Raw genomic sequence first — 26,425 nt, forward strand, 5'->3', positions numbered from 1 at the left:
CGCCGCGGCCCGTGTCATCTACTCGTAGACACGGGCCGCCAGCAGCTGTTCCGCCACGCTCCCCCAGGTGACCGGCTCGAGCTCGAACGGGCTCCCCGGTACCCGAGTTGAGCCCCCAGCCAGGACGCCCAGGTCTCCAGCACACCGGGCAACGTCCCATACGCCCATTTCGACGAAGTCCGCCGCCAGCGCCACCAGCAGCGCGTGCAGCCCGTCCCGGCTGTCCACCTCCGGCTCCTCGAACCTCCCCCTGGCAGGCTCGGCACCACCGGTCGGCGGAGCACCGAGCGCGGCCACCACCTGCCGCCCCAGCCCGGGCCACCCCGGCTCGCCGGTCGCCTCACCCGGGAGAACCGCAGCCCAGCGCAGCAGGAAGTCGTCGACGGCCGGCCCATCCGGTGCGAGCTCGCGGGCCAGCTCTTCCAGCAGCGCGATGAACTCCGCGCCCGATGTCGCCTGAGTGCCTGTCACATCCAGGAGACTAGAAAACCGCAGGCACCCTCGTCGACGCGGTTTCGCCGGATGGCCGCCCGGTCAGTGGCCCACTCCAAGGCGGCACGGATGTGCTCGGGCTGGAGGCCGGTGCGCGGGTCGAGTTCGACCAGCAGGGTCGGCCTCCCGGTGGTAGTCCGGTCGGTGGCCCCTGGGCCCTGTTTTGGAAGTAGTGCACGATGGGGTCAACCGCGTGTCGATCGGAAGAAGTCCTCGTGGTTGACCCCGTGCTCAAGGCTGCCCTGCGCCACCTTCGCGTTGTGAAATCGCAGCGGCCGACCGGTGCAGAACCCGGCGAGTTCGCTGACTGGCGGGAGAGGATCGCTGAAACCCTGGACGCCTTGGCACTTGTGCTCCGTTTCGAGGAGGACCAAGTCAGGGCAAGGGCAGAGGCAGTCTCAGCACGGGCTCAGGCGGACGAGATCCGAAAGACGCCGCGCGTGCTGTCGCGGCGGACGACCTCTGCACCCGCAGGCCCGTGACCCTGGCGCGGTTGCGCGAGGCGCTGGGCGGCCGACGGCGGCCGGATCCCCGCCACCCGGCTGAAGACCGCGATCTGCGGCCATGCTGGTGGTCCTCGGATGGTCCATGCCAGCCAGGGGTAGCCGGTAGGCTGGCTCGGTGAGTAGGAGGTGATGTGACGTGGTGTCAAAGCGCAGAAGCGGAAGGCTGGTTGACGGCCGAAGTGAGGAAGACCTACCTGCGTCGTTCGCGCAGGGCAGTGCGTGGTCCGGCGCGATCTTGCTGGTGGTTCCGCTGTACTTCCTCGCGCAGGGCGGAGCGGCATACTCGGCTCTGGGTGTGGCGCTACTCGCTCTCTTCGCGACGATTTGGGCTGTCGGCTACCTGGTGAAGCGCACCGCGCTCGGGGACGAGATCGCTGAGATGCGACGGCATGATGCCCTGTACCGCGAGTTGAAGCGCCAGCACCGGCGCTCGCGTCGGCGCCGGGGTTCGCCTCAGGACCAGTTCCTGACGGACTACTACTTCGAGATGGCGGCCTTCAGGCGGCTCGTCGCCGCCAAGGTTGTCGATGACAGCGCTGACGTCACGACGGCCATGCTTGTGGCGTCAGCGCCAGTCGGGCCGGAGGCCGAGGCTGCGGCGCAGCGGGTGCACGCGAGTTTGGAGAACTTGTTCGCCCGGCTAGGTCCGCCACCGGATGCGGCTCCCGATGACGGTACTTGGGGTGGGGGCGATGCTCCGCCGGGGGTGGCTCCGTGGGAGCCAGGGTTCGACGATAGTGACGATCATTCTGAGAGGGCAGCTCGGTGACGCAGGATGAGGGGCGGCAGACCACGGGCTCTGGCGTGGTGATGGAGTACGCGCGTCAGTGGTCGAAGATGCCCGCCGAGCAGCTCAAGCTCTCTCTTGGCATGGTGGACAAGCAGATGGCGCGCGAGCACGAGCAGGCGATGCTCTTCGAGAAGCTCCGCCACCGGCGGGAGATGACCGGCATGGCTATCGGTGGGCTCCTGGCGCTTGGGTCGCTGGCGTTGACGCTGTACCTGGCGCCGAGTCAGCCGTGGGTGGCCGCAACGACGGGGATCGGCAGCTCGGTGTCACTGGTCACCGTCATCGGCATGTTCGTGCTGAAGAGGTCTCCGAGTACTGCGGACTTGAAGCTGCTCGGCCGCCCGTCGGTGGTTCCGCAGCCGACGACACCGGTCGACCCGGCGCCGATCGCCCAGCCGTAGGAGATTAGCCTCGATGTCATCGAGTGCTGCCCAGTTGGGGTACGTCGACTTCGGCAGCGAGCAGGTAGCGCACTCCTTCGACTGGTCGGCCGCGTCGCAGCGGGCGGTGACGACGAGGTACTGGTGGGAAAGCCTGCCGTTCTCCAGACCCCTGCCCCCCTGACCGAGCTCGGCATGCCAACGCACCTCGGCATTGGCATCAATCGGGCAGGTTGCGGGGCGCCGATAGGATCGGCGCTCTCATGGGGAGTGCGATGCGAACAGCAGCTCAGGATAGCCAGGGGCGGAAGTACGCTCTCACCTCGGACGAGGACGACGCCGACTTCTGGGGCTTTGCCCAGGAGGCTGATGGGTTGTTCACACCGCTGCCGGAGGACGAGGGAACGCGGCGAGTTCACCTCGCGGGTTGCTTCCCGCAGGGCGGTCTGCTGAAGAGCGTTGATCTTGTCGGCACTCGTGGCGCCATGGCGGGGAACGCCTGGTTCGAAATGCTCGGTGCCGACGGTGCCACTATGGGTTCCTACTTCGTTGGCGGGGTCACCGTCGTCGATGTTCAGCCCTCCGCGTACGGAGCCGGCCTTGTCGACCTCACGGTGACGCTGTCGTGCGAGAACGCCCTGCCAGGGGCGGGCGGCATATGGGACCTGGTCCGTACGGGTCGCATGACTCGAACCGGCATGTGGCACGAGCTGGACTCTGAGGGCAAACGAGCGTGGCTGTCGGTGGCGCTGTGGTCCCATCAGTACCGACGACAGGGGAAGCCCGACGTTGCCGCCGGCCGGATGTTCACACTGAACGGTCGGCACATTGTTGACGAGGACAGCTTCTACTGCGCGATGGGTGAAGCCGTCAACGGTCCCGGGGGATACTTCGGCTGGAACCTTGACGCTCTGGACGACTGCCTGACGGGCAGGTGGGGAGCAGCCCCGCCATTCACCTTGCGGTGGGAGTCCTCGGACGGGGCCAGGGCCTGGTTGACGGAGCGTGTGCCCACCCGCGATGGCGAGGCATCGCTGTTCGACCTCATCGCGGAAATCTTCGAGAGACGGGGCGTCTGCGTAGTCCTGCGGTGACGGCTGATCGCTTGCGACCAGCGGCTTGGAGGGTCACGACACCGCGATGGCCGACTGTCACAGCAGCTTCTGGGATCGCTAGGAACCCGGGCGGCATCGCGCCGCCCGGCTCCTGTGCTGCACATCTGACTCACCGCCACCCCGCACCTGAGCTTGCTGCTGTGCATGAAGCTCTTGACCCTGACGTGGCGTCAGGCCGCATAGTCGGTGCCGTGGAGGATCACTGGACCGTGGGACGCGTGGCCGAGCTGGCCGGGGTGAGCGTCCGGACGTTGCATCACTATGACGGGATCGGGCTCGTTCGGCCGTCGGCGCGGACCGGGGCCGGGTACCGGGCGTATTCGGCGGCCGATGTGGAGCGGTTGCGGGAGGTGCTGGCCTATCGGCGGCTGGGCTTCGGGCTGCGGGAGGTCGCGGAACTGGTCGGCGACCCGTCCACCGACGCGGTCGCGCATCTGCGCCGGCTGCGCGGCCTGCTGCTGGAACGGCGTGATCGCGCCGACGCCATGGCGGCGGCCATCGACCGGGAACTCGAGGCACGGGCGAAGGGGCTGAAGGTGACACCGGAGGAGCAACTGGGGATGCTCGGTGCGCGGTTGTACGACGCGATCGGCGGCGCCTACACCGCGACCCGGCACACCGAGCCGCGGATCGCCGCGCAGATCTGGGACGCGCTCGGGGACGCCCGGACGGTGCTGAACGTCGGGGCCGGCACCGGCTCGTACGAGCCCGCCGACCGCGACGTGACCGCGGTGGAGCCGTCGGCGGTGATGCGGGGGCAGCGGCCCGCCGGCTCGGCGCCGTGTGTGGCGGCCGCTGCGGAGAGCCTGCCGTTCGCGGACCACTCCTTCGACGTCGCGATGGCCGTCTCGACCGTTCACCACTGGGGAGATCCGCTGGCCGGGCTGCGCGAGATGCGGCGCGTGGCCCGCCGCGTGGTGGTGCTCACGTTCGACACCGACGAGCCCGGCTGGCAGGACCGGTTCTGGCTGACCCGGGACTATCTGCCCGAGTTCGCCGCCGTCCTCGCGGATTTTCCCTCGCTCGCCGGGATGGCCGACGCGATCGGAGCCCGCGCCGAGCCGGTACCCGTCCCGTGGGACTGTGCCGACGGCCTGTTCGAGGCGTACTGGCGCCGACCAGGGGCGTACCTGGAGGAGCACGTGCGCCGTGCGATGTCGGTGTGGACCAAGGTCGGGCCGGAGGCCGAGCAGCGGGCGGTGCGAAGCCTCGGCGAAGACCTCGACTCCGGCCGGTGGGCCGAGCGCAACGGCCACCTCGCCGACCTCGACGCGGCCGACCTCGGCCTCCGCCTACTCATCGCCTAAACCGTGCCGACTAGCCGTCAGACCCGGGCTCGCAGGCGGCGGAGCATTCGGGCGTCCTGGAAGCCGACGGTGCGAGCGGCTGACTCGATGGTGCTGCCGTGGGTGATCAGGTGTTCGGCGCGTTCCAGGCGCAGTTCCTGCTGGTAGCGCAGCGGGGTCAGGCCGGTGGCCTCGGCGAAGCGGCGGGTGAGGGTGCGTTCGCTGACTCCGGAGGCGGCGGCCAGGTCGGTCAGGGCGAGGCGGCTGGTGTAGCGGGCGTCGATCAGGTCCTGGACCTTGTGGATGGCGTCGCTGAGGTGGGTACGGTGCCGGAGCAGGGCGCTGTGCTGCTGTTCGTCGCCGTTGCGGCGGGCGTAGACCACCATCTCGCGGGCCACCTTGGCGGCGGCGGCCGGGCCGTACCGGACGGCCACCAGGTGCAGCGCGAGGTCGATGCCGCTGGCGATGCCCGCCGAGCTGACCACCCGGTCGTCCAGCACGTAGAGCACGTCGCGCACCACGGTGGCCCGGGGGTAGCGGCGGGCCAGTTCGTCCTGCTCCTCGTGGTGGGTGGTGCAGCGGCGGCCGTCCAGCAGCCCGGCCCGGCCCAGGGCGTCCGCGCCCCAGCAGACGCTGGCGACGGTGCCGCCGGCCGCGTGATGCGCCGTCAGCCGCGCGAGGGTGTCGGGCCGCAGGCCGCCGTTCGTCCGCGGGGTGGGCGTGCGCCAGCCGGGCACCATCAGCAGGTCGTCGGCGGTCAGCTCGGGCCACTCGGTGTCGGCGCGCAGTGCCAGGCCCTGCGCCGACGGGACGTCCTCCTGCTCGGCCACGTAGCTGACCCGGTAGTCGCAGCCCTGCTCCGCCGCGGTCGAGAAGACCTGTGCGGGCCCGGCCAGGTCGAGCAGGTGCAGCTGCGGGACGAGCAGGAAGACCACCCGGGTCACGATCCGGTCAGCTCCTTCACGGTGGTCACCCGGGCGAACCGGCCCGCGAGGGCGTACTCGGTGCGGGTGATGATCTGATCGGTGGTCAGGGTGAGCGGGTCGGCCAGGATCTCGGCCAGGCTGCGGCCCGCCGGGGCGTCCCGGTGCTCGATCGGGTGGGTCGCGGTGGCATCGGTGACGAAGGTGACGTCGTAGCCGAGGTCCGAGGCGACCCGGGCGGTGGTCTCGCAGCACTGCTCGGTCCGGATGCCGCTGATCACCACCTCCCGTACCCCGCGCTCGGTGAGCTGCTGCTGCAGGTTCGTGGTGGTGAAGGCGTTGTGGGAGGTCTTGGTGACGACCGGTTCGCCCTCGGCCGGAGCTCGCAGGCCCTCGATCGGGCGGACGTGGCCGAGCGCCGGGTCGAAGACCGTACCCGTGCCGGCATCGGCGTGCAGGACCCACACCACCAGGTCGCCGGCCGCCCGGGTGGCGTCGACCAGCCGGTTCACCTGCCCGACGATGTCGGGGTTGGACACGGCCGCCCAGTCCTCCCGCTGACGGAACGACTCCTGGACATCGATGACGATCAGTGCGCTGTTCATGGGCTCCATCCTGCGGTCCGCCGGGGCCCCGCGACAGACACCATCATGCCCCGAACCGGACCGATCCGGTCAGCACCCCAGCCTCGCGCCGGTCAGTCGTGGTCGTACACGGTGACCGGCACCCCGGCCCCGGTCAACCGCGCCTCGATCAGCGGCTCGACCCGGGACCAGCGCCCGCCCGCCAGACCGCAGCCGATCCGCGGCATGTGGACGGACGCCCCGAGCTCCACCACCTGCGGCGCGAGCCGCCCGAGCGCGGCGTCGATCGCCTCGTACCGGACCGGGACGCCCTGGGAGCGGCTGGTCCTGATGCCGCGTTGACCGACCATGTTGGTCACCCACACATACCGCTCGACCTGGACCAACTGCACCGCGCCGAGCCCGAAGTCGTTGCCCGCTCGCTCCCGGTGCCACCGCCGGAACGCCGCCTCCGGCTCCGGCCAGCGCCTGGACAGCGCGAGCACGAAGCCCTTGCCCCAGCCGCCCAGGTCGTTGCAGACGTGGGCGATCACCTTGACGCCCTTGCCCTGCGGCGCGGTGGCGTCCCCCTGCACGTAACTGATCGCGTCACCCATCCGGGCAGCCTAGATGCCCGGGGTGTCAGCGGCGCCGCTGCCCGAACGCGACGGGCAGGCCGTGCGGCGGTGCGTCAGGAACCGGCTGTCTCGGTGATCAGGGCCACCGCCTCGTCGAGCTTGCCGACCTCGTCCGGGCTGAGCGTCGGGTTGGCGGCCCGCCGCATCCTGGCCTCCGCGAGGTGTTCCTCTTCTATGCCGTCGAGATGCTGCAGCAGCGAGGAGAGCACGGTTCGGGCCACCTCGGAGACGGCGGGCATGGTGAGAGCGGCCTGCGCCAGGATCAGCGCGGCCATCGCCGAGTCCAGGCCGGGCGGACCCTCCGCCGCAGTGGCCCAGTCGATCACCACCGGTCCCTGCGGTGTCAGCATGACGTTCTCGGGATGGAAGTCCAGGTGAAGGACTCGATGCCCGGGGTCGGCGGAGAGGCGTGCCGGGATCGTATGCAGGCACCGCAGCAGCTCCGCCAGTAGCTCGCCCGCCCGTTCGGCCGTGATCGCGCCGTTGACCAGGGCCTCCACCATCGTCGTTCCGGACAGCCGCTGCATCACCAGCTCACCCGCGGCCGTCCCCGGCCAGACAGCGGGAACCGGAAACCCGTGCTCCGCCAGGTAGGCCATCACGGCGACCTCGCCTGTGGTGTCATCACCATCCCGATAGCGCCGCAGCACCCGCCCGTCGTCCAGCGCGAACACATCCGCTGTCCGGCCCGCCCCCACCAACTCGCCGATCTTCATGCCGAAGAACCTAGCTGGAACAGGCCAGGTGGTACCAGCTCGGCTTTCAGCGTGGCCGGAGGCCGTCGAAGACCACCTCGAAGATCCGTTCCCGGGCCACCGGGTCCGGCCCGAGGTGTTCCATCGTCGCGCTGGTGCCGACCAGCAGGGCGATCAGCTCCGGCAGGCCCAGGTCCGCGCGGACCGCCCCGAACTGCTGGGCCCGGGCCAGCAGTTCGGCCAGCCGGGCCTGGATCTCGGTGCTGGACTCCCGCAGGGACGCGTGTGCGTCCACCCCGGCCGCGGCGAGCGCCCGGGCGAACTCGTTCTTGCCCTCGGACTGGTCGACCACCAGGCGGAAGCAGCCGAAGAAGGCCTCGGCGGGTTCGGCCTCGGCGGCCAGCTGCGCCGTCCGGGCCGCGATCGCTTCCAGCCGGCGCACCATCACCGCCTCCAGCAGCGCCTCCTTGGTCGGGAAGTGCCGGAAGAGCGTGCCGACCCCGACCCCGGCGGCCCGGGCGATCTCCTCCGTCGGCACCCCGACGCCGCGAGTGGTGAACACCTCCGTGGCGACGTCCAGCAGCCTGGCCCGATTGCGAGCCGCATCCGCCCGCAGCGGGCGCCCCTGAGTGTCACTCATATTCCGTACTCCTTCCCGCCGTTGGCAGAACCGCCCTGGACAACCGGAGCCGCCAGTCCGTATCGTCGGAAACGGAGTCGCTGGTCCGATTCTACCGACGGTTACCGATGGGGGTTGATCATGTCCGAAACGCTGTCACCGCGTGAGGTCTTCCAGAAGCTGATCGGGGGCATCACCGCAGGACGGTTCGCGGAACTGCCCGAGCTGTACGCCGAGGACGCCGTGGTGGAGACCGTCTTCGAGCCGGTCGGACCGCGCCGGATCGAGGGGCGAGCCGCACTCGAGGAGCGCTTCGCGCTGGTCTCGGTGAGTACGCCCGTGCAGCTGACCGCGACGAACGTGCTGATCCGGACCACCGACGACCCCGAGGTGATCGTCGCCGAATGGGACTACCAGGTCCACCACCGGGTCACCGGACGGGACTTCGAGGTCGCCAACATCCAGGTGCTGCGGGTCCGCGACGGCCTGATCGTCAACAGCCGGGACTTCCACGACCACCTGGCCCTCGTCGTGGCCGGCGACAACCTCCCGCAGCTGGTGGCGGCGCTGGACGGCAAGTAGCGTGCGGCTGCGGGCCGGTGACGGCGAGGAAGGCGGCTCCCACATCGCCGACGCGGGGAATGCTCAGCTTGCCGTTTAGCCTCTGCCTGGGCGTTTGCTGCTGAATGCATCGGTTGTGCCTGCTTCAGGGGCCTACCCGTTGTGCTGCCTGTGGCAGCGCAGGGATTGGAGTGACAGACGTGGAGCGTGTGTACGAAAGTGCGCCCGACCTGCACTGAGCAGCCAGACACCCAGGCGAGGCAGCCTAGAACAGATGTTCGCATTACTGAGACTGCGCTTCCCATCTGATCCTGTCATGATGCTCATTTTCCCAGCTCGGAAGACGCACCTAAACGCGATCCGTGCACTCTCCGCATCCGCAGAGCTCCGGCCAGCCCACCCCAACTTGCAGGCAAGTGGGGGAAAGTGGCTGACATGCTCTTGGAGCACCACTAGCCTGAGGTTCCCAGACACGCTGATCAGGGGAACTAACGGATGGCTCTGAGCGCGACTCGACTGACATGCTTCGCCCTTCTGTCCGCGATCGAAGAAGATCTTCGATCACGCATTGAGTACTCGCTCTACGGAGTCCCCCTAGAAGATGCCCTGGGTCAGAGTCGTACGGAAACTGCCATGCAGCGCTATGCTCGCGATCAGGGAAGCACCTCAGCTCCGAATCTTGCCGACCTCCTGCCGTACGTCGATTTTGCCGATGCATTCCAAATCCTGAATGGATCGGCATCAAGTCTCGACCGAGGCGAGGCTGAATTTCTTCGGGAAAACACGCGCCACCTACAGAAGCTAATCCCCGTTCGAAACAGAGTGGCTCACACCCGGCCGCTTGAGTTTGACGACTTGCCAACGGTGCTTGATGTTGCAAAAAAGTTTTCAATCGCTCCAGAAATTGACACACCAAAACTGGACCAGACGCTCTCTCAACTGGAAAGAGATCCGTCATTTGTTCTGGGATTGGAGATTAGATTCCCAGATGTAGCACCTGAAGCCTCTGGGCGCCACAACCTCCCAATCCCAGATTTTGATGAAACTGGGTTCATTGGGCGGAAGTCTGTAATCCGGTCCCTCATTAAGACAATTCGGGGGCCCTATCCGGTAATCAGCCTGGTAGGGGATGGAGGAATCGGAAAGACCTCACTCGCCCTTAAAGCCGCCTATGAAATTCTCGACTCGCACGACAGCCCCTTCGATGCAGTCGTGTGGACCACCGCCAAGAATTCTCTGCTTACGGCAAGTGAGATCAAGAGAATCCAAGGGGCAGTGAAGGATTCACTTGGAATGCTCCGGGTCGCCGCAGAGGAACTCGGGGGAAAGGTTGCATCTGCAGATCCGATGCAGGAGGTTCTGGAGTACATGCAACACTTCAAAGTGTTGTTGATTCTGGATAATCTTGAAACGGTACTGGATGCAAAACTTCGGGAATTTCTCCGCGAGCTTCCCAATGGTAGCAAAGTTCTCATTACGAGTCGCATCGGAATTGGCGCCCTCGAGAATCCGATCAGAATCGAGCCTTTGGAGAAGAGCGAGGCGATCAGCCTGCTTCGCGCGCTCGCAAAGATCCGCAACGTGGCTGCTCTGCTGGATGCCAGTCCGCAAGCACTCGATAGAATTGTGGAGCGAACCTCAGCCCATCCGCTGTATATCAAATGGTTCGTCTCAGTAGTCCAATCCGGCAGGCGGCCAGAAGATGCACTCAACAGTGGCCTTCTGCTTGACTATTGCATGTCCAATGTCTATGGCTATATTTCCGAAACCGGAAAGCTAGTGCTTCGCTCGATGCAAACCCTAAACGGCGCTCACAATCAAGCCGAGCTTGCATATTTGAACGAGCTAGATGTCAAGCAACTCCAGACTGCCATTCTGGAACTCATCACCACAAATTTCGTTCTAATGCGGACATCTTCAGCCGGCAATGCGGTAGTGACCGAGTATGAGCTCAGCGAGTTCGCCCAGGACTACCTCGAAAAGCATCACCCTGTGGGTGATGATGAGCAGCGTTGGCTGCGCGAAATGAACGCAGGACTATTTGCCTACGGTGAACAAATTAGCCTAAATGCCAAGTCAAATCGATACGATGAAAAATCACTTGATGTGCGCGACGCCAAGGACTTCAGCGTCGCTGCTAAACTTCTCGATTCCCTCAGTCTTATCTATCGCGGGGAACATGGCACCGCTCTCCAGGTAATTTCAGATGCCCAGGAACTAGCGCCCGACTATCACGAATGCTACCGGCTGGAGGCGATGGCCCGCGCTGCCAGTCACAATTTGCATGGGGCCAATACTGCCTACGAGAAGGCGCTGGAGCTTAACTCCTCCAGTTCGACACTCAACTGGTTCTATGCAAGGTTTCTGATTCGAGAGTTTGGGCAGCCGCAAGAGGGGCTCCGCTATCTACAGAAAGCGGTTGCACTCGACCCTGCAAGCACCGTACTGAAACTGGAAATTGCAAAAGTTCACCATCAGCTGGCCAATAGTGAGGCGGCCCGAGAGGCTTGTGTTGCGCTACTGCGAATTCCAGAGACGCCGCTTGAAATCAAATCGCGCGCTCTCGAAATTTACGTAAAGTCCGCCACACTGTCGGCCGGTAAGATGTACGGGGTGGGTGACTATGGAGGCTGTCTGGAGCTTCTGGAATACCTCCAGGAGACTCTAGGTGGCCTTCAAGGTGTCGCTGCGGATAACCTCGTCCGAGACCGGATTAGCTACGGAATGAGCCTGGCCAGAGGGGTTCGAATTAAGACGGCAGATAAATATCTAGCCCGTTCGGCGACCATGATTAACATTGCACTTTCGCAGTGGCTTGGAGTTGGCTTTAATGAGGCTGTCGATCGATCCTACGGATCCGTGAAGGCTATGCAGGCTGAGCGCGGTTTCGGATTCCTCCGGCCAACTGATGGCGGACCCGATATCTTCTTCCATGCGACAGATTTTCGCCCAACCGAGGAGTTTTCTCTTGTTCGAGAAGGCTCCGAGCTTTCATACAAGAAGACGACCAAGGATGGAAAGATTCGGGCTGTGGAAGTATGGCTAGTGGAGCGCTAGGGCCTGTGAGGCCTGTGATCAGCGGGTCTCATTCAGGAGAGTATTGATCTCGATCATCGAGGCTCCTTGTAGAGCTCGGGGTCGTGGCCTACAGCCCGTCCGTCCCACCTGCCCCTTCATCAGGGATATTGACACCTCCGAGCAGCGCTGGCGCTGCGTCCAGGGCCGGGGCTGCCAGGCGGTCGCCTCGATCCGGTACGCGGCCTCCCGCGACCAGCTCGACATCGCGGGGCTCGGCGGCACCCGGGCGGTCCAGCTGGTCGAGTCCGGTCTGGTGGCCGACCTCGCCGACCTGTTCACCCTGACCCGGGATCAGCTGCTCACCCTGGAGCGGATGGGCGAGACCAGCGCGGACAACCTGCTCGCCGCGCTGGAGACCGCCCGCCACCAGCCGCTGCACCGGGTGTTCTGCGCACTCGGCGTCCAAGGCACCTTCTCTGAACTACGCCTCCTGGGGCGATACATGCACCAGCTTCTTCGGCTTGATGGCCCCGCAGTGGATGCATTTGGAGGGCCACTGCTTCCCCGCGCCCGGGTGGTCCTCCAGCGGATCCCCGCCCCATTCGAGCATGACGGCGCCAGCTTTCGCCCCATCGTGGGTGGGCTTTGGTGCGATCTAGCGTGACCGGCAGATCTTGCCACAGACCCTAGTCCCCTTGTTGACGACATCGTTGTAACGTGGCGAACTCACCTCATTACAGGTCAGACAAAGGAAGCTCCACGGCAGTTGAGTCCCAGGGAAAGGTTCGAGCGGGCGCGCCCCCGAACAAAGCATTGCCTCGACGGCGTCGACTTCGCTTACTCTGCGTGGCATTGGAGAACCCCTTGGGCATGTCATAGCAACGGGGTACGGTCGGCCGCCCCATGACCATGCCGTCTACGTCGAATCCCACGTCTGGGTCCGCACTACCTCTGACGGGTCAGCACCCTCGGTCGTAGATCGCTCGCAGCCACGATTCCCTGACGGCTGGCATCCGCGCGAGCGTGTACCGGAACGCCTCCCTGGACGGCTGGAACGGATACCACGGGTGCGGCGGCAGTGGGTCGTCCCGCTCCACGCCCGCCGGGAGCCCGCCGACCACCGGCAGCCGGGTTCGGTGTAGCGGGAAGGCGAGTTCGGCCCAGAGCGCGGCATCCATAGGTACCGGCACCGCCCCGGTACGCGGCTGCCACATGTCTCCGGTCTGCGGATGGACCGGCACCAACACCAGGTCAGTGGCCGGCTCACCGAGCCCCGGCCCAGCCAGGTCCAGCCGCTTCGTACCTTCCCCGGCGTTCAACAGCGCGCCGAGTGCCCAGCCGAGAAGCTCCGCGACCGGCCCGGGCGCCACCTCGACCGGCGCGCCCCCGGCGGCCACCACCACCTGGGCGAGGGCCACGCCTGCCGGGATGTCCCGGTACTCGCTCAGCCGGTGCCACAGCGCGCCGGCGGCCAGCAGCTCTACCCAGTCCATGACCGGCCGCTCCGGCGGGCCCGGCAACCGCACTACCGCCTGCGGGACGAGCCGGACGACTTGCCAGCACCCGCAGTCGTCCATCCTCGTTCCGACCGGCAGATCGCAACCCAGGCAGGCAAGGTTCGGCCCGTCTCTCCCGTCGATCCCCATGCAGTAGCCATCGGCCCGCTCGAGGATCAGCCTGGTGTTGCGCATGTCGCCGGGCGCGAGGATGACGGTGTCCGACGGCCCGTCAGACAGCGCGCCGAACGGCGCAAAGCGCCCTCGTTCCGCCGCCTCGCGCGCCCCGACCTCGTCCCACTGCCGCCACGGCGGCCCGTACGGTGCGGGGTCGACGGCGTAGGACCCGGCCTCCAGCAGTGGCGGGTGCAGCGTCTCCCAGTGGGTGTCGGCGAGGTGGATCGGCAACGCCACCTCCGACACCGCCGCCGTCAGAACCGCACCGCAGCCCGCACACCCGAACACCGCCAAGCTGTCCCCTCCCACCGTCGAAGCCTGCATCCCACCAAGCAGGTAGACCGGAGAGCAAGGGGTTTAGGGAGGCCGGACGAGACCCTCACGAATGCAACGGAGCTCCGGCGGCTGCGGTGGCCTGGAACTTCTTGATCGCTGACATCGGCGCACCGCTATCAGCGGGTCCCGGCGCGCTTGGCGGTCAGTTCCGGTCGGGAGCAGTCGAGTTGAGCCGTGTCCCGATCTTCTCCGGACGTCTGACCATCCTGCGCGGTACGGCGTGCTACGTTCCGTGCTCCAACCGAAGACAGGTGACCCCGGCGGTGCTAGAACACCCCGGGGTCCGGCAACAGGAGCAACCACTCCCGATGCGAGTTCATCGTAGCGCCCACGGGCGCAACTTCACCGTGCTTCCCAACGCACTCCTCCAGGACCGCCGCCTCAGCTACACCGCCCGCGGCCTGCTGGTCGACCTGCTCTCCCGTCCGGACGGCCGACGGGAGGACGGCCGTCAGATGGCCGACTCCAGCACCCAGGGCCGGGGCACCGTCCGCCGGGCCTTGAAGGAGCTGACGGCGGCCGGGTACTACCGGGTCGACACCGTGCGCCTGCCCAACGGCACCGTCCGCTCGGAGGCCCACGTCTTCGACACCCCGCAGCAGCAGCGGGCGGCGCCGGGTGTCGCCCGTCCGGGCGCCGGTGAGCCGGGCACCGACCGTACTGACACTCCTTCTGTAGAGGAGTCGGGGAAAGCACCCTCCCACCCCGACCGGCCGGACGACGAAGCGCGCGCAGCGGCGGACACCCTGCTGCGGGTGGTCCGTACCGAACCGCGACTGTGGCTGGGTGAGGCCGAAGCGCTGGCACTGGCGCCACTGGTGGCACGCTGGCTGGAACGGGGCTGCACAGCAAGCGAGTTGGCGCGGGCGATGCTGGACGGTCTACCCGGTACGGTGCACTCCCCCGTCGCCGTGCTGCGCAGTCGCCTGGAGCGAAAGATGCCACCTCACCGTGTTCCCGGGCAGCGGCCGGCGGCCCGGTACGCCGAGTGCGACCGGTGCCACGACCCGGTGCCGCAGCGGGGTATCTGCCGGGCCTGCGCGGGTCTCGGCGGCGGACGGGCGCTCGCGGTCGGCGGCGGCGCGACGGTGGCCCGCAAGGGTGCGGCTCGGGCTCGCGCCGCGATGTGCAGGGGTTCCCTGACGGCCGGGCTCCTCTCCCTCAGCGTTGCCCGGCCCCTGACGGAGCGTTAGAGTCGGTCGGGTGACTGCCGGGTCGGCCTTGAGCCATACACGAGTGAGACGCCCGGCTGTGGCGTGACCACCAGGCGGGCCAGAGGCCCGCCCCGCTCCCTGTCTTCGCTTCCGGCGCCCTCGCGCGGCGCCTCGTCCCACGGAATCCAAGACCCGGAGAAACGCCACAGATGCCGTACGACCACCAGCAGCAACCGCCCGTCACCTCCGTCCAGTTGAACCACACCGTCGTCCATGCCACGGACCGTCAGCTGTCGGCCGAGTTCATCGCCGAGATCCTGGGGCTGAAGGTCAGCGCCCCGTTCGGACCGTTCCTGCCCGTCAACCTGGCCAACGGCGTGACGCTCGACTACTACGAGACCCGCGACCAGCCGATCCAGCCCCAGCACTACGCGTTCCTGGTCCCTGACGACCAGTTCGACACGATGATCGCCCGCCTGGAAGCGATCGCGGCCACCTACTACGCCGACCCCAGCCACACCGAGCCCGGGCAGATCAACCGCCTCTTCGGCGGCCGCGGCGCCTACTTCGCCGACCCGGACGGCCACAACATGGAGATCATGACCCGGCCGTACGCCCGGCGTTGACACCCACCACGGAAATCAGAGCGGGATGGTGAACCGGGTGGTGTTCGGTGGGGCCGGGTTGCGAATGCCTCGGCCGGTCGCGCTTCCGACGCAGTACCGTGGGCCGGTGGATGAGTTGCCGGCCCCGATGACGGGTATGACGATCAGCATTCGGACGCGCCAGGACGTGGTCATCGTCGATCCGGAGCGCTTCGTCGCTTCGGCCCGCGCGGCGTACCGCGAAACCTCTCCTGAAATCACCGAGGAGAGGGCAGCCGAGCACATCCGCAATGTCTACGACGCTGTGTGGGCTCTGGTGGACCGCTTCGGTCGACTCGCAGCCGACGCGCCGGCATCCACCGGGCTCCCCGGCCACCGGATTCCGGACCGCCCGGACGGACTCTCACCTGCGGGCGAGCGTATGCAGATCGTGCTGAACGATCCGCATCCGCTGCAGGACTACGGCTGCTTCATGCCCGAGGAGTACGACCCGTTCGCCATCCCGCCAGAGGTGTGATGACGTCCAACGCGAGGCGGCTCCACAATGCCTGTAGTCCCGGTTTTGGTCCGGGGTGGGCGCCAGTACCCAACTGACAACGAGGGGGCGGCTATGCGCTGTATCACTGCGCCCACCACCCACGACTGCCCTTCGTGATCCGGTCACAGAATGCGACAACAGTCCCAGATGGCGCGATCGCAACGGCTCAGCCGTGCAGGCCCCACTTGTCGAGGCTGGAGTAGATGACAGCAGTCCGGTATCCAGGCATGGCGAAGCACTCGGCCTCGCCCTGTGTTGCCGGCCTGACTGATCGGCCGGTGGACGGGCGCCCGATGGCGTGGCGGACCTGACCGTGACGGGCGGCCCGGCCCGGATCGGGCTACTGCTCGTGGACGGGCAGTCCGTCCGTGCCGCGGACCTCGATGGGCAGGTCGAACTCGTCGCGCAGTGCCGCCGCCTGCTCGGGGGTGGCCAGCAGGTAGTAGTCGTCGGCGCAGCCGCCATCGCCGGGGACGCAGTGGAAGACCCGCGGGTCGTCGCCGCCCGGGACGAGGTCCGAGATGCCCGCCCCGACGGCGCCCAAGTCGAGGTAGTCGTCGGACTCCTGCTCGATCCGCCAGGACTTGGGCTCACCGTTGACCTTGAACTCGAGATCCCGCGACGAACCGATCTCGCCGACCAGTTCCACGTCCGTGACGGTGACCGCGCCGCCGATCATCCGCTCCGCGTCCCCGAGGATGCCAACGTAGGCGTCCTCGGCGACGTCGACGTCCTCACCGTGAGCCTGCAGCGCCACGTCACAGACCTCGAGCACCCCGGTCAACTCTTCGGTGCGCTGGCTAGGGTCTGGCTCGCCCCAGTCGGCGGTGTACTCGACCGACTCGTCCGCCTTCTCGCGGGTGATCATGCCGAGCTCGTGCAGCCGGACGGCCAGGCGCTGACAGGTGTTCATCCCCGTGTTCTCGATCATGCGGGGGATTCTGACATGCCGTCATGACAGCGCAGTCAGGACCCCGGTGGGATCAGCCCGGCGCGGTCGCAACGGCTCGCAGCCGGGTTGCGTAGTCATCCGAGATACGGGGTGGTCCGGCGCTCCAGGAAGTGCTGGAGGCGAAGGCGTTGGGTGTGGTGGATGGGCAGTTCGTCGAGTTCCGCCGGGGAAACGAAGCGGAGGACGGTGGACTCGCTGGAGATGCGCAGTGCTCCGCCGGTTACGCGGGCGGTGAAGCAGACGTTGAACTGTTGGCGCACTTCCCCGTCCGAGTAGGCGATCACGTGGCGTGGATCGGTGTAGGTGCCGACCAGGCCGGTGACCTCAACCTCCAGTCCGGTCTCCTCCAGGACCTCGCGGACGACGGCGGCGGGCAAGGATTCGCCGAAGTCCATCGCGCCCCCTGGCAGGGCGTAGAGACCGTCGTCGGTTCGGCGTTGCAGGAGGATTCGCCCTGCGGCGTCGGTGACGACCGCGGAGGCGGCGACCACAAGGTGGGTGGGCCGGGGTGCGTTCGGGTCGTCGTAGTACTCGGTCCTGGCCATGCGTCAGTCTCCCCTCAGAGCAGGTCACGCCCAGGTGGGCAGCGTTCGGGCGGCCCTCGAAGGTGTGAGGGCCGCCCTCTGCTGGTTCCGGCGGGTGAGGGCAGTGCCCCGTGACGTCGGGTCAGACCGTCGGATCGGAGGCTCGCGGTCCGTCCGGTTCGGCGAGGCGCGTCCGCCGGCTGTTCCGGCGCAGGGTGCCGATGGTGGTGGCGGTGGCCAGGAGGACGAAAGTCACGCCGGCGTTGCGGAGCAGGTCGTGGGCGTCGGTCGGGATGCTCCGGTAGAGCGGTGGGACGACCGTGAGCGTCCACGGCAGGACGGCCAGTGCGATGCCGCCGGTGTGCAGGGGATCGGTGTTCGGCCTTGCGAGGCGCGCGAGGTAGGCGAGGCTCAGCACGAGGGCCGGCCAGGCGGTGGAGAGGTCGAGCAGGGCCTGCTGGACGGGCGGGAAGACCAGGTTGGGGTAGTCCTCGGGGAAGGTGCCGATCCAGAGGACGGCGATGCCGCTCATCGGCAGCGCGATGGCGACGGCGGAACCGATCGCCCAGGAGCGTCCCCGTCGGGAGAGGTCGACGGCGTCGGGCGGTGCGATCAGCACCAGGACACCCATGACCAGCCAGAGCCCGAGCAGTTCGGAGTACTGGGTGAGCGCCGTGGCCGGGTGGAACAGCGCCGCCACCGCGATGCCGGTCCTGGTCACGACGGCCATCAGCACCAGGGCCCGGGCCGACGCCCAGCGGCCGACGGCGGCGCACAGCAGGGCGAGCACCCAGGGAACGGTCTGCGCAGCACCCGCCACCCAGTTCGCCGAGCGGTCGGGCAGCAGCGCACCGATCAGCAGTTGCACCACACTCAGGGCGGCCCCACCGGCCAGCAGGAACGGCGCGGCACCGGCAAGGATCCGGCCCACGGGATCACGGGAGCTGAGCCGGGTACGCAGTCGCACGGCATGCGCGGCGAGCGCGGTCCACTCGCGCAGGGCGGTGCGGGAGTCGGCGAACTGGAGGGCGTCGGCGAACACGGCGGCGATCTCCTCGCCGTGCGCGGCACGGTACTTGGCCGGGTAGAGGCCGTTGAGGGGCAGCCGGCGCAGCAGGGCGGGAGCGGCGGCGGTGTGCAAGTCGGTCATGCTGTCCCCCAGTTCGTACGGAGCTTGGGCTGCGGGGCACCGAGGGCGAGCCGGCGCTCGGCCTCGGTCACGCCGGCGCGCAGCCGTGCCGTCTCCTCGGTCAGCGTGTGCCGGCCCTGCTCGGTCAGGGCGAAGCTGCGGCGCAGCCGTCCGGCCACGACCTCCTCGTGGTCGATCCGGATCAGGCCCTGCTGGAGCAGCCGGTCCAGTGCCGTGTAGAGGGTGCCGGTGAGCATCCTGGTCCGACCTTCGGTGATCGTCAGGACTTCTTGGAGGATCGCGTAGCCGTGCCGGGGCGCATCGGCCAGTGCGGTGAGCACGAGCCGTGTCGGTTCGTGTAGTTGACGGTCTGCCATGTCGCGACCATAGATCAATGGTTTAGATATGTCGATGGTTTAGCTATAGGGATGCCGAGAGCCCGACTCAACCGTCGGCTCGGGTGGCGGCGAGGCTGCCGAGGAGCCTGACCCGCCTTGTCGCGCGGATTGCGTCCTGCCGCGGTGCGCAGGTTCGCGGCGGCGGCGTCGGCCGCGCGTTCCCACTGCGGGTAGAAGGTGCGCGCGGCGGGGCTGAGGAAGACGAACCGCGCCGAGTTGTTCCGGGTGTCCGGGTCGTCGAGCAGCGGGGCGAGCAGGGCCCGGGCGAGCGGGTTGGTCGCGAGGATGTCGGCCCGCTGGTTGACGATCCACGCGGGTGCCCCGGTGACCGCGTCCAGGAACCGCTGGAGGGAGGGCCGGATCGTCGCGGGTACGGGGCGGGCGCGGTGCCGGCTCGGGTGGGGGTTCGCCGCCCGGGCGAGATCGTGCAGGCGTTCGGTCTCCGCCTCGTCCAGACGGAGCGCCCGGGTGAGGGCATCGAGCACCTCGGGCGAGACGCCGGCGAGGTTGCCGCGTTCCATCTTCGCGTAGTAGTCGCTGCTCATTCCGGCCAGCATGGCGACCTCCTCGCGGCGCAGGCCCGGCAGGCGGCGACGTCACCATCCCAAGTCGGTCAACCCCGACCGGATGGCGCAGAACATCGACGTCTTCGACTTCGAACTCACCGACGACCAGATGTCCGCCGTCGCCGCCCTCGACACCGGCACGACCCTGTTCTTCGACCACCGCGACCCCGAGATGGTCGTCTGGCTCGGCAAGCGCCGCCTGGAGGGCTGAGCTCCGACGGCGGTCATTGGCGGACGCGACGAGTGAGCAGCCTTGAGTACCAGTACTCATGACACGGCTGCCGCGGTGGGATGGGGTAGGGACATGCCTCGCTCCCTTCCGCTCACCTGGGCGCTGCGCGCCGCCGCATTGCTCGCTGTCGCGGTCACCGCAACGGCCTGCGCCAAAAGCGTTGACCCTTCCGCGCGTTCGGACCGGCAGGCATGGGATGCGATGTACCCGGCCGTCCTGGATGCGGTGCAGGCCGTTGACCCCGGCATCGAACCGAAGGAGTCCGGCGGGGGGCACACCGCGTGTCATCCCACGGACTTCATCGGCGACTCCATGGACGAGAGCGAGGTCATCGGATCCGCCTCGATAACTCTCCACGCGTCACCGTCGGACCAGCGCTCGCCGGCGGAGCTCGCGCGCGAAGTCGTCACGGGGATGGAGCGGAAAGGGTGGGAAGGGCCCGGCCTTGACGGCATCTCAGCAGTGAACGGCCAGGTCTCCGTGAGTCTGAAGATGCCCGGCTCGGGCGCGGCCACGGTCTCCGCGAGCCATGAACGTCCGACCGAGGCCCCGGCCTTCAACCGGCTGACAGTGAGCCTGTCCACCGAATGCCTGCGCAACTCGGACTGGCACGGGTGAGTGGTCGTCCCCCCTCGAATCCGTCAAGCTTCGCCGGGCCCGCCCGATCCACCGCAAGCGAGGATCCGTACCGCTCGGGTACATCCCAGCAGAGCCCACTCGGCATCGGACAGTTCAGCACCTGAGCGGTCTCGGTGATGCGGGCCGCGGTTCGGGCATGAGGTAGGGCAGGGAGGGGCTTGCCCATGCCGAAGATCTTGCGTGTGGAGTTGACGTCTGATCAGGAACGCGAGGTGCGTGAGCATCTGCGGACACGTGATCTCGCGCCGGGTGCCAGACGTCACCGTCCGGGGTGCGGCCCACCGCTTGGCGGCCGACGGGTTCGACGCGCTGGCGAATGCCCCGCGCCCGGGCCACCCCGCCTCGATCACCCGCGAGGACCGCGAGGTACTGGCCTCGCAGCCCCGAGCTGAACGACATCGAGCGGGTGTGGCGCTCGGCGAAGTACGAGAAAGCCGCGTCAGTCGTGCTTGGGCCAGATCGGGCCCTGGTCGGTCCAGATGACGCCCTTGTTGCGGCACAGGCAGAAGGGGTGGCCGATCGGGTCGGTGTAGACCTGCCAGCCGTAGCCGTTGGGGCCGTTGAAGTCCTGCCTTAGGGTCGCGCCGAGGTCGAGGACGCGGCGCTGCTCGGACTCGATCTCGTCCACTTCGAAGTCGAGGTGGAACTGCTTGGGGTGCTCACTGTCGGGCCACTGCGGAGCGCGGTAGTCGTCCACCCGGATGAATGCCAGCTCGATCTCGCCGAACTGGATGCCGGCCCAGTCCTCGGAGCTGCCTTCCTTGATCGGACGGCCCGTCACCTCGGAGTAAAAAGCCGCCAGCTTCATCGTGTCCGGGCAGTCGATGATGAAATCGGTGAGTCGCAGCATCCCGTGATCTTGCCACAAGCTCACACCCGACTTCGAGACAGGCCCTGAGCAGCTCCGCTGAGGTGCGGGAACAGAGAGTTCCTGGGGCTTCGCCCCCAGACCCCGTTCACCAGGGGCGGCCAGGTTTGTACCGCAGGTGCAGATCAGCAGCGGACTTCGGCGGAGCCGCTTAGGGGCAGCCGGAGTTCCGCCCGCTGCCGCCCCACCAGAAGTACGACCCCCAATCGTCGGTGTTGTCGAAGTGCGCCTCGATGTCGTAGCAGTCCGGGTGGGTGGCCCAGGCGTCACCCTGGTACCGGGTCATCGTGCCGCGCGGCGAACTCTGGTAGCGGAGGCTGTGCATGTAGGCGCAGCGCTGCCAGCCCTCGTACGGCCAGTGCCCGTTGCCCATGTCGGTCCGGGTGGTCACGCTGTCCGCCTTGGAGTCCGCGACCTCGCCGTACCACTTCACCGCTGCGGCCTCCGAGCGCAGGCCGTCGGTGCTGAACAGGTCGGCCGGGTAGAAGCCGATCCAGGTGTCCTTGACCTTGACCCACCAGTTTCCCTCCCAGAGCTGGACCTTGAGGCGCAGGATCCGCTGGGGGCCGTCGAGCTCGCTGGTCCGGCTCAGCAGCGCGCCGGGGTGGATGGTGTCGGCGACCTGTACCCAGCCCTCCACGTTCTGGTTGTAGCCGCCCAGGCGTTTGCCGTGCTTCGTGTAGTTGTTGGTGGTGAAGAAGACGAACAGGTGGGGCAGCCAGTCCCCGTTCAGGTCGTGGTACTCCTGGCAGCCGACCTCGATCGTCTGATGGTTCGTCCCGGAGCCCCGAGTGAGCAGCAGTTGGCCGAGCTAGAACTCGTCCGAGCGGAACACGTACGGATCCCAGACGTTGATGACGCCGTCCGTCCCGTAGCAGGTCACCGCCTGCGCGGTGGCGGCGTACTTGTGGTCGCCGCCGTCCTCGGGCGGGAGGACCTCGCGGGCGTCGGCGGGGAGCCCGAGCCGGTTCGCCCGCCGCCCCTTGGCCAGCCAGTCGTTCAGCCCGACCACGGGGGTGATCCGCTCGATGGGCGTGCGCACCACCGGTACGGTACCGGGCGGCCCGAGTTCGGCACCGTGCAGCTCCAGCTCGAACCGAACGGGTTCACCTCGCCGTTCACCTTCCGGGGCTTCGTCCGCCTCGTGCTCACCCGGCGGCGCGGCCGGCAGTCGGCCACCCCCGAGCTGGGACTCCACCGGGATCCAGTCGAGCTCCTGCCCCGCGGGCGTGACCGTCCGGGCAACCACCTCCCGCTGCGCGTACCGGTCGGTGAGGTACCGATGGATCTCCGCCAGCCGTTCGGCAGCGGCTTTCGCCCGCTCCTGTGGGCCGAGTACCCGATTGGGTCGGCCGAGATCCTCGTGCCGATCGTCGTGGGGGTTCCGTGCCAAGCGTCCGCCACCCATGTCCGGATCCTCTCGGAAGTGCGTGCTGAGCGTTGCGTGCCGTCCGGCTTCAGCGTAGCGGTATGTGTTCAAACAACTACGAAAGAGGAGCTCGGGCTCTCTCGCGAGGATCGAAGCAGGGACGGGGCAACAGGAACGAAGCCGCGAGGGCCGCCGCGAGCAGGGCGGTTCCGGTCCACGACGTGATCTGCATGGTCGCGCTGTGGTCGGCCACCACGGCGGTCCGTACGGCCTGGTCGGGGGCGCCGGTCGGCTGCCCGCCGAGTGCGCCGAAGAACACGGTGCCCAGGACGGCGACGCCCAGCGCGCTGCCGAGCTGCTGGACGGCGGTGATGGATCCGGAGGCGGAGCCGCTCTCGTGCGGTTCGACGGCGCCGAGCACGGTGTCGAAGAACGGCCCCATGACCAGGCCCATGCCCAGGCCCGCAAGGACCAGCGCCGGCGTGAGGTGCCACGGCGTGACACCGGTGCCGGCCGTGTTCAGGGTGACGGCGAGGGTGGCGATGCCCAGGGCCATGACCACGAGCCCGGTCTGGATGACCCGGCGCCCGAGCCGCTCGACAATGCCGAACCGCTCGGCGACCTGGACCGCGGCGAAGCCGAGCACCATGCCCAGCGACCAGGGCAGGCTGGCCAGCCCCGCCCGCAGCGGGGTGAGGCCGAGGCCGGACTGCAGGAACAGGCTGAGCACCAGCGAGAAGCCGGCCACCGCCGCGAAGAACACCGCACCGGTCACCAGCCCGGCGGAGAAGGCCCGCTTGCGGAACAGGCCCGGCAGCACGAGCGGATCGCCACCCGCCCCGGCCACCCGCAGCTCGTACCGGCCGAAGATCACGAACAGCCCGACCCCGGCCGCCATCGACACGAACGTCCAGACCGGCCAACCGAGTTCACGACCCTGCACCAGCGGGAGCACCAGCAGCAACGCGGCCAGCGAGGCCAGCCCGGCGCCCACGAGGTCGAGCCGGGGCCGCTGCGCGGCGCGTGACTCCGGCAGGAACTTCCAGCCGCCCAGCAAGGCGAGCAGACCGAGCGGCAGGTTGATCAGAAAGATCATGCGCCAGCCGGAGCCGAAGAAGTCGGCATCGACCAGAGCACCGGCCAGCACCGGGCCGCCCACGGTCGACAGGGCCATCACCGGGCCGAACAGGCCGAACGCCCGCCCGACCTCCGGTCCGTCGAACATCTCCTTGATGATGCCCAGACCCTGAGGGATCATCACCGCGCCGAACAGGCCCTGCAGTCCGCGGGCGCCGATCAGCATCCCCGGCGACCAGGAAACCGCGCAGAGCAGGGAGGCGGTGGTGAAGCCGAGCGCGCCGATCAGGAACATCCGCTTGCGGCCCACGATGTCACCGAGGCGTCCGCCGGTGATCAGGCCGACCGCCATCGCCAGCGCGTACGCGGCTCCCAGCCACTGCACCGTGGCAGCGCCGCCGCCCAGGCCGGCCCGGATCGAAGGTGCCGCGACATTGGCGATCAACGCGTCCAGCATGTCCATCGCCTCGGCGGCGAGCAGCACCCCCAGCGCGACCCAGCGCCAGCGGTACGGTGCGCGGGTGAGCTCCGCAGCGGGGGGAACGGAAGTGCGGACGGCAACACCGTCCGCGGGAAAGTCAGACACAGAGGTCCCTTTCTCAGAAAGATCACGAGAGAAAGAGACGCACCGGGCACGACCGGCGAGCCGGTGTGCTGAGAGCGCAAGCCCCGCCCGGACTAACCAATACCGGGAACAGTGTTTTCGCGCGTCACTACCGATCCACGGTAACAGACCGCGCCGGACGGGGTGCCGACGCCCGTACGCTCGGCGCCGGCACCCCCGTCCCCGCCGTCAGCAGTCGGGGATCACCGTGCCGTTGTTGTCCTTGGCGACATCGTTGCCCCAGCGCGACAGGTAGAACGCCGACACCCACTGACCCCCCGCGCCGACGTCCGGATCGGTCTTCAACCACCAGTGGTTGAAGCTCCCACCACTGGCGATCTCCCGCCCCCACGCCTTGCAGAACACGTAGTTGGTGCCCTGATACAACGTCCCGGTCGCCGCCGTACTGCTCGGCGAACCGAACACCGACGCACTCGCGAACGTGTCCACCCAGTACTTGCCGGTCGCCGGCGGAGCCCCGCCGCCCGCGCAGTCGGGGATCACGGTGCCGTTGTTGTCCTTGGCCACGTCATTGCCCCAGCGCGAGAGGTAGAACGCCGACACCCACTGACCCCCCGGACCGACGTCCGGATCGGTCTTCAACCACCAGTGATTGAAGCTCCCACCACTGGCGATCTCCCGCCCCCACGCCTTGCAGAACACGTAGTTGGTGCCCTGATAGAGCGTCCCCGTCACCGCCGTACTGCTCGGCGAACCGAACACCGACGCACTCGCGAACGTGTCCACCCAGTACTGTCCACCACCCGACGGCGGCGGAGTGGTGGAGCCACCACCGGGACCGTACAGCCGGATTGAGCCGTAGTAGTCACCGTGCGAGTAGAGCGTCGCCACCTGGACGTAGCCGCCGGAGTACGGGGCCTCGGCGATGTAGCCCTGGCCGAGGTAGATCGCCACGTGGTGGATGCCGGCGGCGGTGTCGCCGTAGAACACCAGGTCACCGGGGAGCAGTGGGGCGAGCCCGTCGCCCCGGTAGTAGCGGGCGACCGCGCGGGAGGAGGGCCACTGGGTGTACGTCGTTCCGTTGATCACGTCGGCGCCGACCGCGAGGTAGTAGGCGTAGCGGACCATGCCGGAGCAGTCGAGTCCGCGGACGTGGCAGTCGTTGGGTGCGCCGTTGGAGGCGTCGCAACTGCCGTACGAGAGGCCGGGTTGGGCGCCGTGGCCGCCGCCCCAGGAGTAGGGGGTGCCGATCAATCCGCAGGCGGCGTTGACCGCGGCGGCGGCCTGCGGGGCGGCACCGGAGGCGAGCACGCCGCAGGCGGGGGCCGCCTGGGCGGGCTGGACGCCCGCGAAGAAGATCGCGCAGGAGGCGATGACGGAGAGCAGGGCGGCGTATCTCAAGGGGCGAAGTATCCACCGTGGCACCAGGTTTACGCGCGTAGTCACAGGGCCGTCCAAGTCTGTGGGGACCGGGGATTGTTGGCGGTCATTCAAGCACCGGCGCGGCGGCCGCCGATAGCCCTTCGGTCCACACTCCTCAACGACGCGTCAGGTCGGCCAGCAACACCCTGACGGCCCGTCGGGTGCCCGCCGCCATGTCGACGGCGCCGGGGTCGAGCAGCCACTGCACCTGGAGCCCGTCCATCACCGCGACGATCGCGGCGGCCACCGAGCCGACGTCGAACTCGGCCTGCAGCTCCCCGAGTTCGGCCGCCTCGACGAGGGCCTCGGCGACCATCGCCCGCAGGCCCCGGTACCGCTCCCGGAAGTAGCTCTGGGCCGGGTGCCCGTCCGTGACGCTCTCCGCCGAGAGCACGGTGTACAGCCGGACGATCCCCTCCCGTTCGGCGTTGTGCCGGGCGGTGTCCACCAAGTGGTCCAGGAAGGCCAGCCCGCGCGGCCGTTCGGTGCCGAGCTGCTCGATGTCCGACTCGTCGCGCAGCGCCAGCACCCCGCTCAACAGCGCGGTCTTGGACCGGAAGTGGTGCAGCAGCCCGGCCTGGGTGAGCCCCACCCGGTCGGCTATCTCGGCCAGCGAGGCGTGGTGGTAGCCCCGGGTGGCGAAGGTCTCCATCGCCACCCGCAGGATCTCCTCGCGCCGGCTCGCAGCGGCCGCTCTGACGGCCTGTCCGTTCTTCATCGCCCGAGTGTACGGGCGACCACCCCGCTGACCACGCGTTACTTCACGGTTAAGTTCAAGTACTGAAAAAAGCG

Annotated in this window: 28 protein-coding genes and 2 pseudogenes; 12 read left to right on the forward strand and 18 right to left on the reverse strand. The window is 68.0% G+C overall.

Annotated features, from left to right (window positions below; genetic code table 11):
• Positions 1-18: 18 nt before the first annotated feature.
• Positions 19-471 (reverse strand): hypothetical protein, encoded by a 453-nt coding sequence (locus F4556_RS02015; RefSeq protein WP_184911116.1) that lies wholly within the window; start codon positions 469-471, stop codon positions 19-21.
• Positions 472-1,134: 663 nt separating this feature from the next.
• Here F4556_RS02015 and F4556_RS02020 point away from each other — a divergent pair.
• From F4556_RS02020 to F4556_RS02035, 4 genes are all read left to right on the forward strand, one after another.
• The gene (locus F4556_RS02020; RefSeq protein ID WP_184911118.1) at positions 1,135-1,767 is read left to right on the forward strand and encodes a hypothetical protein; all 633 of its coding nucleotides are present in this window, start codon (positions 1,135-1,137) and stop codon (positions 1,765-1,767) included.
• Positions 1,764-2,189: a hypothetical protein gene (locus F4556_RS02025; RefSeq protein ID WP_184911120.1), complete on the forward strand. Its 426-nt coding sequence runs from the start codon at positions 1,764-1,766 to the stop codon at positions 2,187-2,189. Before F4556_RS02020 ends, F4556_RS02025 begins: the two co-directional genes overlap by 4 nt.
• Positions 2,190-2,443: 254 nt before the next feature.
• Positions 2,444-3,262 (forward strand): barstar family protein, encoded by an 819-nt coding sequence (locus F4556_RS02030; RefSeq protein ID WP_184911122.1) that lies wholly within the window; start codon positions 2,444-2,446, stop codon positions 3,260-3,262.
• A 230-nt stretch (positions 3,263-3,492) separates the two neighbouring features.
• On the forward strand, positions 3,493-4,590 hold the full coding sequence (locus F4556_RS02035) for a MerR family transcriptional regulator (RefSeq protein WP_184924187.1): 1,098 nt from the start codon (positions 3,493-3,495) through the stop codon (positions 4,588-4,590).
• Between the two features lie 17 nt (positions 4,591-4,607).
• On the opposite strand, the gene F4556_RS02040 is transcribed toward F4556_RS02035, so the two are convergent.
• From F4556_RS02040 to F4556_RS02060, 5 genes are all read right to left on the reverse strand, one after another.
• A complete protein-coding gene (locus F4556_RS02040; RefSeq protein ID WP_184911125.1) occupies positions 4,608-5,513 on the reverse strand; it encodes a GlxA family transcriptional regulator in 906 nt (301 codons plus the stop codon).
• The gene (locus F4556_RS02045; RefSeq protein WP_184911127.1) at positions 5,510-6,097 is read right to left on the reverse strand and encodes a cysteine hydrolase family protein; all 588 of its coding nucleotides are present in this window, start codon (positions 6,095-6,097) and stop codon (positions 5,510-5,512) included. Before F4556_RS02045 ends, F4556_RS02040 begins: the two co-directional genes overlap by 4 nt.
• Positions 6,098-6,189: 92 nt before the next feature.
• Positions 6,190-6,672: a macro domain-containing protein gene (locus F4556_RS02050; protein ID WP_184911129.1), complete on the reverse strand. Its 483-nt coding sequence runs from the start codon at positions 6,670-6,672 to the stop codon at positions 6,190-6,192.
• 74 nt (positions 6,673-6,746) lie between these two features.
• A complete protein-coding gene (locus F4556_RS02055) occupies positions 6,747-7,409 on the reverse strand; it encodes a phosphotransferase (RefSeq protein WP_184911131.1) in 663 nt (220 codons plus the stop codon).
• 46 nt (positions 7,410-7,455) lie between these two features.
• Positions 7,456-8,028: a TetR/AcrR family transcriptional regulator gene (locus F4556_RS02060; protein WP_184911133.1), complete on the reverse strand. Its 573-nt coding sequence runs from the start codon at positions 8,026-8,028 to the stop codon at positions 7,456-7,458.
• A 120-nt stretch (positions 8,029-8,148) separates the two neighbouring features.
• On the opposite strand from F4556_RS02060, the gene F4556_RS02065 reads away from it, so the two are divergent.
• The 3 genes and pseudogenes from F4556_RS02065 to F4556_RS02075 all read left to right on the forward strand — a co-directional run.
• Positions 8,149-8,589, forward strand: a complete 441-nt coding sequence (locus F4556_RS02065; RefSeq protein WP_184911135.1) for a nuclear transport factor 2 family protein — start codon at positions 8,149-8,151, stop codon at positions 8,587-8,589.
• A gap of 612 nt (positions 8,590-9,201) precedes the next feature.
• Positions 9,202-11,625, forward strand: coding sequence for a cold shock domain-containing protein (locus tag F4556_RS02070; protein ID WP_184911137.1), 2,424 nt, complete (start codon positions 9,202-9,204; stop codon positions 11,623-11,625).
• 127 nt (positions 11,626-11,752) lie between these two features.
• Positions 11,753-12,109, forward strand: a pseudogene (locus F4556_RS02075) (NAD-dependent DNA ligase LigA); the annotation flags it as partial.
• A 436-nt stretch (positions 12,110-12,545) separates the two neighbouring features.
• Here F4556_RS02075 and F4556_RS02080 read toward each other — a convergent pair.
• On the reverse strand, positions 12,546-13,553 hold the full coding sequence (locus F4556_RS02080) for a hypothetical protein (RefSeq protein WP_184911139.1): 1,008 nt from the start codon (positions 13,551-13,553) through the stop codon (positions 12,546-12,548).
• A gap of 350 nt (positions 13,554-13,903) precedes the next feature.
• On the opposite strand from F4556_RS02080, the gene F4556_RS02085 reads away from it, so the two are divergent.
• From F4556_RS02085 to F4556_RS02095, 3 genes are all read left to right on the forward strand, one after another.
• Positions 13,904-14,788 (forward strand): hypothetical protein, encoded by an 885-nt coding sequence (locus F4556_RS02085; protein WP_184911141.1) that lies wholly within the window; start codon positions 13,904-13,906, stop codon positions 14,786-14,788.
• A 170-nt stretch (positions 14,789-14,958) separates the two neighbouring features.
• Positions 14,959-15,375 carry a VOC family protein gene (locus tag F4556_RS02090; RefSeq protein ID WP_184911143.1) on the forward strand — a complete coding sequence of 139 codons (417 nt, stop codon included), beginning with the start codon at positions 14,959-14,961 and terminating at the stop codon, positions 15,373-15,375.
• Between the two features lie 106 nt (positions 15,376-15,481).
• On the forward strand, positions 15,482-15,871 hold the full coding sequence (locus F4556_RS02095) for a hypothetical protein (protein ID WP_184911145.1): 390 nt from the start codon (positions 15,482-15,484) through the stop codon (positions 15,869-15,871).
• A gap of 361 nt (positions 15,872-16,232) precedes the next feature.
• On the opposite strand, the gene F4556_RS02100 is transcribed toward F4556_RS02095, so the two are convergent.
• The 5 genes from F4556_RS02100 to F4556_RS02120 form a co-directional block, all read right to left on the reverse strand.
• A complete protein-coding gene (locus F4556_RS02100; protein WP_184911147.1) occupies positions 16,233-16,823 on the reverse strand; it encodes a hypothetical protein in 591 nt (196 codons plus the stop codon).
• Positions 16,824-16,918: 95 nt separating this feature from the next.
• Entirely contained in the window at positions 16,919-17,389 is a 471-nt protein-coding gene (locus F4556_RS02105; protein ID WP_184911149.1) for an NUDIX hydrolase, read from the reverse strand.
• A gap of 121 nt (positions 17,390-17,510) precedes the next feature.
• Positions 17,511-18,518, reverse strand: a complete 1,008-nt coding sequence (locus F4556_RS02110) for a hypothetical protein (protein WP_184911150.1) — start codon at positions 18,516-18,518, stop codon at positions 17,511-17,513.
• The gene (locus F4556_RS02115; protein WP_184911151.1) at positions 18,515-18,874 is read right to left on the reverse strand and encodes a PadR family transcriptional regulator; all 360 of its coding nucleotides are present in this window, start codon (positions 18,872-18,874) and stop codon (positions 18,515-18,517) included. The genes F4556_RS02110 and F4556_RS02115 overlap by 4 nt, the downstream gene beginning before the upstream one ends.
• Positions 18,875-18,888: 14 nt before the next feature.
• Positions 18,889-19,482, reverse strand: coding sequence for an MmyB family transcriptional regulator (locus tag F4556_RS02120; protein WP_281403692.1), 594 nt, complete (start codon positions 19,480-19,482; stop codon positions 18,889-18,891).
• 16 nt (positions 19,483-19,498) lie between these two features.
• Here F4556_RS02120 and F4556_RS02125 point away from each other — a divergent pair.
• Positions 19,499-19,672: pseudogene (locus F4556_RS02125) on the forward strand (aldo/keto reductase); the annotation flags it as partial.
• Between the two features lie 93 nt (positions 19,673-19,765).
• On the forward strand, positions 19,766-20,311 hold the full coding sequence (locus F4556_RS02130; protein ID WP_184911153.1) for a hypothetical protein: 546 nt from the start codon (positions 19,766-19,768) through the stop codon (positions 20,309-20,311).
• 460 nt (positions 20,312-20,771) lie between these two features.
• Here F4556_RS02130 and F4556_RS02135 read toward each other — a convergent pair whose 3' ends face one another.
• From F4556_RS02135 to F4556_RS02160, 6 genes are all read right to left on the reverse strand, one after another.
• Positions 20,772-21,182 (reverse strand): VOC family protein, encoded by a 411-nt coding sequence (locus tag F4556_RS02135; protein ID WP_184911154.1) that lies wholly within the window; start codon positions 21,180-21,182, stop codon positions 20,772-20,774.
• A 169-nt stretch (positions 21,183-21,351) separates the two neighbouring features.
• Positions 21,352-22,002: a neprosin family prolyl endopeptidase gene (locus F4556_RS02140; protein ID WP_184924189.1), complete on the reverse strand. Its 651-nt coding sequence runs from the start codon at positions 22,000-22,002 to the stop codon at positions 21,352-21,354.
• 9 nt (positions 22,003-22,011) lie between these two features.
• Positions 22,012-22,593, reverse strand: a complete 582-nt coding sequence (locus F4556_RS02145; RefSeq protein ID WP_184911155.1) for a hypothetical protein — start codon at positions 22,591-22,593, stop codon at positions 22,012-22,014.
• 91 nt (positions 22,594-22,684) lie between these two features.
• Positions 22,685-24,232, reverse strand: a complete 1,548-nt coding sequence (locus F4556_RS02150; protein WP_313068111.1) for an MFS transporter — start codon at positions 24,230-24,232, stop codon at positions 22,685-22,687.
• 207 nt (positions 24,233-24,439) lie between these two features.
• Positions 24,440-25,612 carry a C40 family peptidase gene (locus tag F4556_RS02155; RefSeq protein WP_184911157.1) on the reverse strand — a complete coding sequence of 391 codons (1,173 nt, stop codon included), beginning with the start codon at positions 25,610-25,612 and terminating at the stop codon, positions 24,440-24,442.
• Positions 25,613-25,748: 136 nt separating this feature from the next.
• Positions 25,749-26,351: a TetR family transcriptional regulator gene (locus tag F4556_RS02160; protein ID WP_281403628.1), complete on the reverse strand. Its 603-nt coding sequence runs from the start codon at positions 26,349-26,351 to the stop codon at positions 25,749-25,751.
• Between the last annotated feature and the right edge of the window lie 74 nt (positions 26,352-26,425).

This window comes from Kitasatospora gansuensis (genome assembly GCF_014203705.1).
Lineage (GTDB): Bacteria > Actinomycetota > Actinomycetes > Streptomycetales > Streptomycetaceae > Kitasatospora > Kitasatospora gansuensis.